Annotated in this window: 10 protein-coding genes; 8 read left to right on the top strand and 2 right to left on the bottom strand. The window is 68.7% G+C overall.

Going from position 1 to position 12098, the window contains the following annotated elements:
- Window positions 1–65: 65 nt before the first annotated feature.
- The 3 genes from atpG to LRX76_RS12540 all read left to right on the top strand — a co-directional run bounded on the left by atpG (window position 66) and on the right by LRX76_RS12540 (window position 3045).
- On the top strand, window positions 66–926 hold the full coding sequence (gene atpG / locus LRX76_RS12550; RefSeq protein ID WP_231805722.1) for a F0F1 ATP synthase subunit gamma: 861 nt from the start codon (window positions 66–68) through the stop codon (window positions 924–926).
- 146 nt (window positions 927–1072) lie between these two features.
- Window positions 1073–2479, top strand: coding sequence for a F0F1 ATP synthase subunit beta (atpD, locus tag LRX76_RS12545; protein WP_231805720.1), 1407 nt, complete (start codon window positions 1073–1075; stop codon window positions 2477–2479).
- A gap of 143 nt (window positions 2480–2622) precedes the next feature.
- On the top strand, window positions 2623–3045 hold the full coding sequence (locus tag LRX76_RS12540; protein WP_231805719.1) for a F0F1 ATP synthase subunit epsilon: 423 nt from the start codon (window positions 2623–2625) through the stop codon (window positions 3043–3045).
- Window positions 3046–3263: 218 nt separating this feature from the next.
- Here LRX76_RS12540 and LRX76_RS12535 read toward each other — a convergent pair whose 3' ends face one another.
- Entirely contained in the window at window positions 3264–3647 is a 384-nt protein-coding gene (locus tag LRX76_RS12535) for a GtrA family protein (protein ID WP_231805718.1), read from the bottom strand.
- Between the two features lie 80 nt (window positions 3648–3727).
- Here LRX76_RS12535 and glmU point away from each other — a divergent pair, with 80 nt between their 5' ends.
- Together glmU and LRX76_RS12525 are read left to right on the top strand one after the other, a co-directional pair.
- The gene (glmU, locus tag LRX76_RS12530; protein ID WP_231805717.1) at window positions 3728–5092 is read left to right on the top strand and encodes a bifunctional UDP-N-acetylglucosamine diphosphorylase/glucosamine-1-phosphate N-acetyltransferase GlmU; all 1365 of its coding nucleotides are present in this window, start codon (window positions 3728–3730) and stop codon (window positions 5090–5092) included.
- 199 nt (window positions 5093–5291) lie between these two features.
- Complete coding sequence (locus tag LRX76_RS12525) at window positions 5292–5666, top strand: RidA family protein (protein WP_231805716.1); 375 nt, start codon at window positions 5292–5294, stop codon at window positions 5664–5666.
- Between the two features lie 218 nt (window positions 5667–5884).
- Here LRX76_RS12525 and LRX76_RS12520 read toward each other — a convergent pair whose 3' ends face one another.
- Window positions 5885–6868, bottom strand: a complete 984-nt coding sequence (locus LRX76_RS12520) for a PAS domain-containing protein (RefSeq protein ID WP_231805838.1) — start codon at window positions 6866–6868, stop codon at window positions 5885–5887.
- A gap of 346 nt (window positions 6869–7214) precedes the next feature.
- Here LRX76_RS12520 and LRX76_RS12515 point away from each other — a divergent pair, with 346 nt between their 5' ends.
- The 3 genes from LRX76_RS12515 to LRX76_RS12505 are packed head-to-tail and all read left to right on the top strand — an operon-like array spanning window position 7215 to window position 12088.
- Entirely contained in the window at window positions 7215–9428 is a 2214-nt protein-coding gene (locus tag LRX76_RS12515; RefSeq protein WP_231805715.1) for a TonB-dependent receptor, read from the top strand.
- A 3-nt stretch (window positions 9429–9431) separates the two neighbouring features.
- Window positions 9432–11549, top strand: a complete 2118-nt coding sequence (locus tag LRX76_RS12510) for an amidohydrolase family protein (protein WP_231805714.1) — start codon at window positions 9432–9434, stop codon at window positions 11547–11549.
- Window positions 11550–11587: 38 nt separating this feature from the next.
- The gene (locus tag LRX76_RS12505; protein ID WP_231805713.1) at window positions 11588–12088 is read left to right on the top strand and encodes a RidA family protein; all 501 of its coding nucleotides are present in this window, start codon (window positions 11588–11590) and stop codon (window positions 12086–12088) included.
- The last annotated feature ends 10 nt before the right edge of the window (window positions 12089–12098 follow it).

The raw sequence follows: 12098 nt of genomic DNA, 5'->3' as shown, positions 1-12098 counted from the left end.
CCTCCCGGGTACCCGCTTCCGCGAATCCCTGATCCCCGATCCCGAATCCCACGAGCGGAGCGAGTATGGCAAGCGGACGCGAAATCAAAACCAAGATCAAGAGCGTGCAGAACACCCGCAAGGTGACGCGTGCGCTGGAGATGGTCTCTGCCTCCAAGATCCGCAAGGCGCAGGAGCGGATGAAGACCTCGCGCCCGTACGCGCAGGCGATGAAGCAGGTGATCGGCCACCTGGCGCAGGCCAGCACCGACTACCAGCACCCGTTCCTGGTCGATCGCCCGGCGGTGTCGCGCGTGGGCTACATCGTCATCTCCTCCGACCGCGGCCTGGCCGGCGGCCTGAACAACAACCTGTTCCGCAGGCTGCTGGGCGAGATGCGGCAGTGGAAGGAGAAGGGCGCCGAGGTCGAGATGGTGACGATCGGGCAGAAGGCCTCCACCTTCTTCCGCCGCGTCAAGGTCGATATCGTCGGCAGCGTCGCCCAGCTCGGCGACGTGCCGCAGGTCGAGCAGCTGATCGGCGTGATCAAGGTGATGCTCGACGCCTTCACCGAGGGCAAGCTCGACCGCGTCTATCTGGTCTACAACCGCTTCGTGAACACGATGACGCAGAAGGCCAGCTTCGACCAGCTGCTGCCGCTGCCGATCACCGAGAGGGTGTCCGCGCACGACTGGGACTACATCTACGAACCCGATGCGGAGACCGTGCTCGAGCACGTGATCACCCGCTACATCGAGTCGCTGGTGTACCAGGCGGTGCTGGAGAACGTGGCCTCCGAACATGCAGCGCGCATGGTGGCGATGAAGGCCGCCAGCGACAACGCCAACAAGCTGATCGGCAACCTGCAACTGGTCTACAACAAGGCCCGCCAGGCGGCGATCACCCAGGAAATCTCCGAAATCGTCGGCGGCGCGGCGGCGGTGTAAGGCCGGGATTCGGGATTGGAGATTCGGGATCGGCAAGAGCAGCGCAGCGCGCTTCCACCCATCCCCAATCCCGAATCCCCAATCCCGAAATCCATAGAGATGGCGCAGGCCATCCGGACAGAACGAAAGTTAACCGGAGCAGCAAAATGAGTCAGGGCAAGATCGTTCAGATCATCGGCGCGGTCGTCGACGTCGAGTTTCCGCGCACCGAGGTGCCGAAGATCTATGACGCGCTGAAGGTCGATGGCACCGCCATCACCCTGGAAGTGCAGCAGCAGCTGGGCGACGGCGTGGTGCGCACCATCGCGCTGGGCTCCACCGATGGCCTCAAGCGCAACCTGGTGGCGAGCAACACCGGCCGCGCGATCTCGGTGCCGGTGGGCAAGGGCACGCTGGGCCGCATCATGGACGTGCTGGGCCGCCCGATCGACGAGGCCGGCCCGATCGACGCCAGCGACACCTGGGAGATCCACCGCGAGGCGCCGTCCTACGAGGACCAGTCCTCCTCGACCGAGCTGCTGGAGACCGGCATCAAGGTGATCGACCTGATGTGCCCGTTCGCCAAGGGCGGCAAGGTCGGCCTGTTCGGCGGCGCCGGCGTCGGCAAGACCGTCAACATGATGGAGCTGATCAACAACATCGCCAAGGCGCACAGCGGCCTGTCGGTGTTCGCCGGCGTGGGCGAGCGTACCCGCGAGGGCAACGACTTCTACCACGAGATGAAGGACTCCAACGTCCTGGACAAGGTGGCGATGGTCTACGGCCAGATGAACGAGCCGCCGGGCAACCGCCTGCGCGTGGCGCTGACCGGCCTGACCATGGCCGAGTACTTCCGCGAAGAGAAGGACGCCTCGGGCAAGGGCAAGGACGTGCTGCTGTTCGTGGACAACATCTACCGCTACACGCTGGCCGGTACCGAGGTCTCGGCACTGCTGGGCCGCATGCCGTCGGCGGTGGGCTACCAGCCGACCCTGGCCGAGGAAATGGGCGTGCTGCAGGAGCGCATCACCTCGACCAAGTCCGGTTCGATCACCTCGATCCAGGCCGTTTACGTGCCCGCGGACGACCTGACCGACCCGTCGCCGGCCACCACCTTCGCCCACCTCGACGCCACCGTCGTGCTGAGCCGCAACATCGCCTCGCTGGGCATCTACCCGGCGGTCGACCCGCTGGACTCCACCTCGCGCCAGCTCGACCCGCTGGTGATCGGCACCGAGCACTACGAGACCGCGCGCCGCGTGCAGTCCACCTTGCAGAAGTACAAGGAGCTCAAGGACATCATCGCGATCCTGGGCATGGACGAGCTGTCCGAGGAGGACAAGCAGTCGGTGTCGCGCGCGCGCAAGATCGAGCGCTTCTTCAGCCAGCCGTTCCACGTGGCCGAGGTGTTCACCGGCTCGCCGGGCAAGTACGTGCCGCTGAAGGAGACCATCCGTGGCTTCAAGGCCATCGTCGACGGCGAGTACGACCACCTGCCCGAGCAGGCGTTCTACATGGTCGGCGGCATCGAGGAAGCGGTCGAGAAGGGCAAGAAGATGCTCGAGAAGGCCTAAGGGCCGGGATTCGGGATTGGGAATTTGGGATTCGAAGGCGGGGATCGAGGTCGGTTGAATTCGGGACGATGGACAGGCGGCGCGACTGCTTCCACCGATCCCGAATCCCGAATCCCGAATCCCGCCTCACACAGTGAGGCACCATGAGCACCATCCGTTGCGACATCGTCAGCGCCGAGCAGCAGATCTTCCACGGTGAAGCGACCCTGGTCGTGGCGACCGGCGAGCTCGGCGAGCTGGGTATCGCGCCCATGCATGCGCCGCTGATCACCCGCCTGAAGCCGGGCAAGGTGGTGGTGACCACGGCTGCCGGCGAGCAGCTGGATTTCGCCATTTCCGGCGGCATCCTGGAAGTGCAGCCGCAGGTGGTGACGGTACTGGCCGACACCGCGATCCGCGCGCAGGACATCGACGAGGCGTCCGTGCGCCAGGCCAAGGAGCAGGCCGAGCGGGTGCTGGCCGGACGCGGCGATGCCATGGAAGTGGCCGAGGCCGAGGCCAAGCTGGCCGAGGTCACCGCGCAGCTGCAGGCACTGGAACGCCTGCGCAAGAACGTCAAGCACTGAGCGCGGCCGCAGGGCCGGCTGGTGGCAGCAGCGAACGCCGGGCATTGCCCGGCGTTTTCGTTGGTTCCCCGTGGATTCCCTGAGGATCGGCAGGCCGGGTCCACGCCGGGATGGAGACGCGCCGGATCGCCGAAGGAAAACGTGGCGGCTGCGGCGCCACCGGCGCGGACACGGCGGCTTCCTTCGAAGCGCCGGCAGCGCCAGGCGCCTGCGCCGCGTCAGCGATACACGAACTGGCGCAGCAGCACGAACGAGAGCATCGCCAGCGCGCCTTCGACCACGGGCTTGGCCAGCCATGCCAATTTCAGTCCCAGCAGGTTCGCGCTCGTGGCCACCAGCCAGGTGCTGAGCGCGGTCAGCACCAGCCACATGCACAGGAAGCGTGCCAGGTGCCGCCGGTTCAGGCGTCCGCCGGCCTGCTCGGCAAAGGTGATGCGGCCGTTCAACCAGAAGCCCAGCAGCGCGCCGCTCACCCGCCCCAGAAGATTGCCGGGAACGGCCGGCAGCCCAAGCGCGGTGGCGGCGACGAACACGCCCCAGTCCACCAGCAGCTGCAGCAGCCCGATCAGTATGAAGTGCCCGCCCTGGCGGAGGATTCCCATGTGAGTCCGAACGTCGCGAAAGACGCCATGCTAACCACGGCACGGCATAAAATTACGTTTTTCCCTCGAGAATGCCGCCCATGAGCCTGCCCCTGCACGTGATCATCCTGGCCGCCGGCGAAGGCAAGCGCATGAAGTCGACGCGGCCGAAGGTGCTGCAGCCCATCGCCGGCAAGCCGATGCTGGCGCACGTGATCGCCACCGCGCGCGAACTCGAGCCCGAGGCGATCCACGTGGTCTACGGCCATGGCGGCGATCAGGTGCGCGCCGCCTTCGACGACCAGCCCGACCTGGTGTGGGCCGAGCAGGAGCAACTGCTCGGCACCGGGCACGCGGTGCAGCAGGCGATGCCGGAGATCCCCGACGCGGCCACCGTGCTGGTGCTGTACGGCGACGTGCCGCTGATGCGCAGCCAGACCCTGCTGCGGCTGCTGCAGGCGCCGGGGCGGCTGGCGGTGCTGGTGGCCGAGCCGGCCGATCCCACCGGCTACGGCCGCATCGTGCGCGATGCCGAGGGCCGGGTCGCCGCGATCGTCGAGCACAAGGACGCCGACGCGGCGCAGCGCCGCATCCGCGCGGTCAACACCGGCATCATCACTGCCGAATCCACCGCGCTGCATCGCTGGCTGTCGCAGCTGTCCAACGAGAATGCGCAGGGCGAGTACTACCTGACCGACATCTTCGCCTTCGCCGCGGACGAGTTCACCCCGGCGGAAATGGTGCTGGTGCCGGATCCGACCGAGGCCGAGGGCGCCAACGATCCCTGGCAGCTGGCGCGGCTCGAGCGCGCCTGGCAACGCCGCGCGGCGCAGGCGCTGTGCCTGCAGGGCGCGCGCCTGATCGACCCTGCGCGCTGCGACCAGCGGGGCACGGTCACGGTGGGGCGCGACGTGGAGATCGATGTGGACGTGGTGCTGGAAGGCCAGGTCGAGCTCGGCGACGGCGTGCACATCGGCCCGTTCGTGCGGCTGCGCGACGTCAAGCTCGCCGCCGGCACCCAGGTGCGTGCGCACTGCGACCTGGAAGGGGTGGTGACCGAGGGCGCGGTGCAGATCGGCCCGTTCGCGCGCCTGCGCCCGGGCACGGTGCTGGCCGACGGCGTGCACATCGGCAATTTCGTCGAGACCAAGAAGGCCACGCTGGGCGTCGGCAGCAAGGCCAACCACCTGACCTACCTGGGCGATGCCACGGTGGGGGCCGGCGTCAACATCGGCGCCGGCACCATCACCTGCAACTACGACGGGGTGAACAAGTCGCAGACGGTGATCGGCGACGGCGCCTTCGTCGGCTCCAACTCCTCGCTGGTGGCGCCGGTGGAGATCGGCGACAACGCGACCATCGGTGCCGGTTCGGTGATCACGCGGCCGGCGCCGGCGGAGAAGCTGACGCTGGCGCGCGCGCGCCAGACGACCGTCGAGGGATGGAGCCGCCCGCGGAAGAAGTAGAGGCCGGCCGGCGCCGCCGCGCCGCGCGCAGGGCACGGGCTTTGCGGCAAGATGTGCGGGCGCCGCCGTTCCGTGCAGGGGACCTGCCCGCGGATCGCATGGTGCCCCTCTTCCAGGAGAACCGCGCATGGCATCCAGCCCGAAAGCCGCATTGATCGCACTCGTCCTCGCATTGCCTGCCGCGAATGCGGCATCGGCAGTGGAACGCGTGCACTACGAAAGACCCGACGGCAGTACCGCGCCGTACTCGAGCGCGGTGCGGGCCGGTACCACGGTGCACGTTTCCGGGCAGCTCGGCCTCGGCGCGGATGGCAAGCTGGCCGAGGGCTTCGAGGCACAGGCCAGGCAGGCCATGGACAACGTCGCCAAGGTGCTGGCGACGATGGGGCTGGGCATGGAACAGGTGGTGCAATGCACCGCGATGATCACCGACCGTGGCCAGTGGAGCGCGTTCAACACGATCTATGCCGGCTACTTCCGGCCCGAGCGGTTGCCGGCACGCAATGCGCTGGTCGCCGCCGGACTGCCGATGGACGCGCTGGTGGAGGTCGGCTGCAGCGCCTACGGCCCGTAGCCCAGCAGGCGGCACCGGGCCGATAGCCGGACAGCAACCGCGTTGCGCACGGATCGGCTGCGCTCGCGGTTGCGCAGCCGCCCGCGGCGATGGTGGGCCTGGGCGATCCCGGGCGAAGGCCGGGCCGGCTGGATCAGGGCGTGCACGCCCCTGCCGTCATTGTTTCAACCAAGGCCGAGCATGTTCCCGGCGCAGTGGCGGCTATCGCCCACCCTTGCTCAAGCGCCGGACTTACGGCGTCCGCCGGTCCTGGTGGCGTTCGCCCGCTCCGGGATGTCCGCGGCGGCATGGGACTGGTCGCGTTTGCGGATCTCGTCCAGATAGTTGTAGATGGTGAACCGGGTCACCCCGAGCGCCTTGGCCGCCTGGCCCACGCTGTTCCTGACCAGGAACAGGCCGCGCCGCATCATCGCCTCGACCGCATAGAGCTTTTCCTCCTTGTCCATCAGCTTGGCCGGCTTGGTGAAGCGGGTGACCGCGTCGGCGATGATCTCCTGCATCAGCGTGTCCATCTGCGAGGAGGTGACGGCGGGCGCGGCCGGCTGGCTGCGCCGGTGCAGCATCTGGTCGAGCCAGGAGTGCGCCATCTCCACCACGGTCATGTCCGCGTTCAGGCACAGCGCCGCAAACGGTTCGCCGGCGCCGTCGCGATAGAGCACGGTCGCCGAGCGCAGCTTCCTGCCGCCGCCGGTCGCGGTCGGGTAGTCGTTGATCACGCTAGAGGAGATCCTGCCGTTGCCATGGACCTCCCGGTGCAGTTCCACGAAGCCGGCATCGTCCTTGGGGCCGCTGAGAATGGAGTCGCCGACGCCGCGGCCGGAGACGTGGCCGTTGCCGATGGCGACGATCGACCGGGCCGGGGACCTGAGGTCGTGGAGGACGATCTCGATGTTGTCTCCAAGCATGCCGCCCAGCATTTCCACGACGGGACGCAGGGTGTCCAGCAGCGCGTCCTGTTCGCTCTGCGGGGGCGGAGCGGCGGGGCCGCGCGGCCGTGCGGTGGCGGTGGTTCTCGGTCGCTTGGATTTCGTGGGCATGGAAACCTCGGGGAAAGCCCAGGCAGTGTAGTTCGCCGACCGCGCTGGACACCATGCCGCCGGGCCGCGGGATCGTCGCGCAGGCAGGGCCGGTACCGGCCCTGACATGGCCCGCCCGGCGTCGTCCATGCCGTGGCCGGTGTCGGTGCGAACTGCGGCATGCACCTGCAAGGTGCATGCCGATTCCAGGCGAATAAAGCGTCCTGGCGAAGGTTTGCCGGATCATGGTGCGAGGCTTGCACGGCGATGGCGCAAGGTGCGGAAACGAAGTGCGGCGAGAGTGTTTGACACCCTCCCGATCGCTGTGTATATCAACAAAATGTTGAACTGGATGACACTAGTTCATCTTGACGCCGGGAAAGACGCGGCGTCCGTCTTTCGGCAGGCGGTCCCGTGAGGGAATGCACGGGGCGGCAATCGGCCGCCGCCTGCCGATGAATCGGTCGTACGTCAATCAACCACACAGGGGTCAACGATGAATCGTGCAGCGAGCAGGTGTTCCGGAGTTGCGGTGGCGGCCAGGCCGCTGAGCAGGGTGTTGCGGCAGGTGCTGCTGGCAGGCGCGGGTGGCCTGGCGGCGCTGCCGGCGCTGGTGCAGGCGCAGGATGGCGGGGAAGGCGGATATGCCACCCAGCTCGACGCGGTGACGGTGACCGCGCAGAAGCGGATCGAGCGGATCCAGGACGTGCCGATGGCGATCAGCGTGCTCAATGCGCAGCACCTGGCGGCGCAGGGCCAGGTGCAGCTGACCGACTACTTCGCGCAGGTGCCGGGGCTGAGCATGAATGCCCGCGGTTCCGGCCGCAACCAGCTGCTGATCCGCGGCATCGCCGCCGGTACCGAGCAGAATCCCACGGTCGGCGTGATCGTCGACGACGTGCCGTTCGGCTCGTCGACCACGGACATCCAGGTGCCCGACATCGACCCGGCGGACATGGAGCGCATCGAGGTGCTCAAGGGGCCGCAGGGCACGCTGTACGGCGCCAGCAGCATGGGCGGCCTGCTGAAGTACGTCACCCTCGACCCGGAGACCGATGCGTTCAGCGGCCGCGCGCAGCTGGACGCCTCGACCACCGCCCACGGCGGCGAAGGCTATGGCGGCCGCGCCGCGTTCAACCTGCCGCTGGTCGAGGACGTGCTCGCGTTGCGCGTCAGCGCCTACGACCGCCAGGACCCGGGCTACATCCGCGACCTGCAGCAGGGCCGCGACGAGATCAACGAGGCCAGGGTCAAGGGCGCGCGCGTCTCGGCGCTGTGGAACGCGGGCGAGCGGACGACGGTCAGGCTGGCGGCGATGGCGCAGAACGCCGAGGCCGACGGCACCGCCAACGCCGACGTGGATTTCGACCACGTGCCGGCCTACGGCGGCTACGCGCGCATGCGCATGGCCGGCACCGACGGCTACGAGAACAAGGTGCGCCTGTACAACCTCAAGGTGAACGCCGATCTCGACTGGGCCGACTTCGATTCGATCTCCTCCTACGGCGAGTACGACTACACCTCGCTGCAGGACGTCAGCGCCACCTTCAGCCGCTTCACCGGCATCTTCCTCGGCGTGCCCAACGCAGGCGTGACCATCGACAACGACAGCCGCACCGAGAAGTACACCCAGGAGTTCCGCCTGAGCTCGAAGGGCGACGCTCCGCTCGGCTGGCAGGTCGGCGCCTACTACGCCAAGGAGGACACGACCGGCTACCAGGCATTGCGCGGCGTCGATCCGGACGACGGCGCGAACCTGGGGTATGCGCCGTTCTACCAGGCCACGGCACTGTCGCGCTACGAGGAGAAGGCGCTCTACGGCGATATCGACTACCAGTTCAGCGATCGCTTCGACATCCAGGTCGGCGGCCGCTACAGCGACGTCGGGCTGCAGGCCAGGACCGTCTACGACGGCCCGATGGCCGGTGGCCCTTCGGTGGACAGCGATCCCTCGGGTGGGGAGAAGGTGTTCACGTACCTGTTCTCGCCGCGCTTCAAGCTCGATGCCGACAGCATCCTGTACGCGCGCGTGGCCTCGGGCTACCGTGCCGGCGGCCTCAACGGGACGCTGCTGGGCGATTTCCCGCAGACCTACGACTCGGATACGCTGGTGTCCTACGAACTGGGCTACAAGGGCATCTACCTCGACAACCTGCTGGCCTGGGACCTGTCCGCGTTCTACATCGACTGGTCGGACATGCAGATCGGCGTGGTCGACCAGGCCACCTCGATCTCGTATACCGACAACGCCGGCAAGGCATCGAGCAGCGGCATCGAATCCAGCCTCACCTACCGCCCGCTCGACGGGCTGGAACTGACCTGGAACGCGGCCTACACCGATGCCAAGCTCGAGCAGGACCTGCCCAACGGCACCTTCGGCCGCAAGGGCGACCGCCTGCCGTACTCGGCGCGCTTCACCAGCAACCTCAACGCCACCCTGAACTTCCCGCTGGGGTCGCTGTACGGTTTCGTCGGCGGCGGGGTGAACTACGTCGGCAGCCGCCTGGCCGGGTTCAACAGCTCCGCGGCGACCGCGCGCTTCGTCATGCCCAGCTACACCACGCTGGACCTGCGCGCCGGCGTGGAGGCCGAGCGCTGGGCGCTGTCGTTCTACGTGAAGAACCTCACCGACGAGTACGCCTTCCTCAGCGCCACCGCGCGCAATGCCACCACCGGGCAGAGCCTGTACGGCGTCGGCATCCTGCAGCCGCGTACCTTCGGCACCTCGTTCAGCTGGAACTTCTGAACCATGGAACGTGACGGTGGGGCGGCGGCGCGGTGTCTGCGGGCCTGGCGCGGGAGCGTCGGCTGGCTGTTGCTGGCGGCGTGTATGGGCAGCGGCCCGGCCATCGCCCAGGCCCGGGACGGTGTGGCCGGTGCCACTGCGCTGCCCGCGGCCCGGGCGGGCGTGGTGCAGGAGTCGCTGTCGGTGGTCTCCAACGGCGAGGTCGTCGGACACCTGCAGGTCGATGGCGACGAGCGCCGCCAGCACGTCCGCTACGCGGTCGACAACAACGGCCGCGGACCGAAGCACGAGGAGATCCTTGAACTCGACGCCGGCGGCATGCCGCTGAGCTGGACGGTCAAAGGCAGCTCGCTGATGGGCGGCGAGGTCGACGAGCGCTACCGCTGGCATGCCGGCCGCGCGCAGTGGACCAGCGCGGCCGATGCCGGTGAGGCCGCCGCGGCGCGGCCGGGGCTGTATGCGCTCAACGACGCCAGCCCCTGGGCCAGTGCGGTCTACGCGCGGGTCCTGCTCGATGCATCCGGGGGCACGCTGCCGGTGCTGCCCGGTGGCGAGCTGCGGCTGCAGCGGCTGCGGCAGATGCAGGTCGGCGCGGGCGCCAAGGCGGTCGCGGTGACGGTGTATCGCCTCGGCGGCCTGTCGCTGGCGCCGAGTTACCTGATGCTGGATGCGCGGCGCCGGCTGTTCGCCGAGTTCACGCCGGAAGACATCGCCGTGCGCGGCGGCTACGAGGACCAGGCGCCGGCCCTGCTCAGGCTGGCTGGCGAGCTGGAGATCGAGCACGCGCGCGAGCTGCAGCGCCGGCTTGCGCACACCGGCGCCGAGCCGCTGCGCATCGCCAACGTACGCGTGTTCGACCCGCGCGAGGGCCGGCTGGGGCCGCCGGTCTCGGTGCTGGTGCGCGAGGGCCGCATCGCCGCCATCGAGGCCGGCGCCGGCGTGGCCGCGCGGCCCGGCGAGCGCGTCTACGATGGCGAGGGCGGCACCCTGATCCCGGGGCTGCACGACATGCACTCGCATACCACGCTGTCCTCCGGCCTGTGGTACCTGGCGGCCGGGGTGACCTCGACCCGCGACATGGGCAACGACAACGACTTCCTGCTGGACCTGGTGCCGCGCATCGAGGCCGGCGAGATCGCCGGGCCGAGGATCGTGCGCAACGGTTTCCTGGAAGGGCGCAGCCCGTACTCGGCGCGCAACGGCTTCATCCCGGCGACGCTGCCCGAGGCACTGGAGGACGTGCGCTGGTACAAGCGGCACGGCTACTGGCAGATCAAGATCTACAACTCGATGGACCCGGACTGGGTGCCGGCGATCGCCGCCGAGGCGCACCGCCTCGGCATGACCGTGACCGGGCACATCCCGGCCTTCGCCACACCGGAGCGGATGATCGAGGCCGGCTACGACGAGCTGACCCACGTCAACCAGCTGATGCTGGGTTGGCTGCTGCGCCCGGACGAGGACACCCGCACGCCGCTGCGGCTGACCGCGATGGCGCGGGCCGGGTCGCTGGACCTGGACGCGCCGCAGGTCCGGCGCACGCTGGCGTTGATGAAGCAGCGCGAAATCCCGCTCGACCCCACCGCGGTGATCCTGGAACGGCTGATGCTCAGCCGCGCCCGCCAGGTCGGCGAAGGCGATGCCGCCTACCTGGCGCACATGCCGATCGGCTACCAGCGCTATCGCAAGCGCACCTTCGTGCCCGGGCTCACGCCCGAGCTGGACCGGGACTACCGGCGTTCGTTCGACACCATCCTGGCCCTGCTCAAGCGCCTGCACGACCAGGGCACGCGGCTGCTGCCCGGGACCGACGACACCACCGGCTTCACCGTGCTGCGCGAGCTGGAGCTGTATGCCAAGGCCGGCATCGAACCGGCCGAGGTGCTGCGGCTGGGGACGCTGGGCTGCGAGGAATACCTCGGCCGCGCCGGCCAGCTGGGCACGATCGAACCGGGCAGGCGCGCCGACTTCGTGCTGCTGGCCGGCGACCCGGTCGAGGACATATCGGCCATCCGCCAGGCACGGATGGTGGTCAAGGACACGCAAATGTACTTTCCCGAGGAAATCTATCGCGCGCTGGGCGTGGTGCCCTTCGCCCCCGCGCCGGTACGGATACGATGAACACGCTGCCACAGGATCTCCCGCAACCCCTTTCGTCCATGGCGGACGCCCAGGCCGGCCCGATCGAGCAACGCCTGCAGCGCATGGGGCTGGTGCTGCCGCCGGCACTGACGCCGCCGCCCGGCGTGGTGCTGCCGTTCGCGATGGTGCAGGTGCGCGGCAACCGCGCGCTGATCTCCGGGCATGGCCCGCAGCGCCCGGATGGCTCGATGGACGGGCTGGGCGGCAAGCTTGGCGGCGCGGTCTCGCTGGAGCAGGGCTATGCGGCGGCGCGGCTGACCGCGCTGTCGATCCTCGGCAGCCTCAAGCGCAGCCTGGGCAGCCTGGAGCGGGTGCGCTGCTGGGTGCGCGTGCACGGCATGGTGAACTCGGCGCCAGGCTTCAACCGCCAGCCGAGCGTGATCAACGGCTTCTCCGACCTCATCCTCGAACTGTACGGGCCGGAGCGGGGCATGCATGCGCGCAGCGCCGTGGGCATGGCGGAACTGCCGTTCGACGTGCCGGTGGAGATCGAGGGCGAGGTGGAGATCGAGTCCTAGCGTGGTCAGC

The sequence above is a fragment of the Stenotrophomonas sp. MMGLT7 genome, assembly GCF_021168555.1.
Classification (GTDB): Bacteria; Pseudomonadota; Gammaproteobacteria; order Xanthomonadales; family Xanthomonadaceae; genus MMGLT7.
The sequence above is the reverse complement of the archived record's forward strand: the minus strand, read 5'-3'. Positions and strand labels throughout refer to the sequence as shown.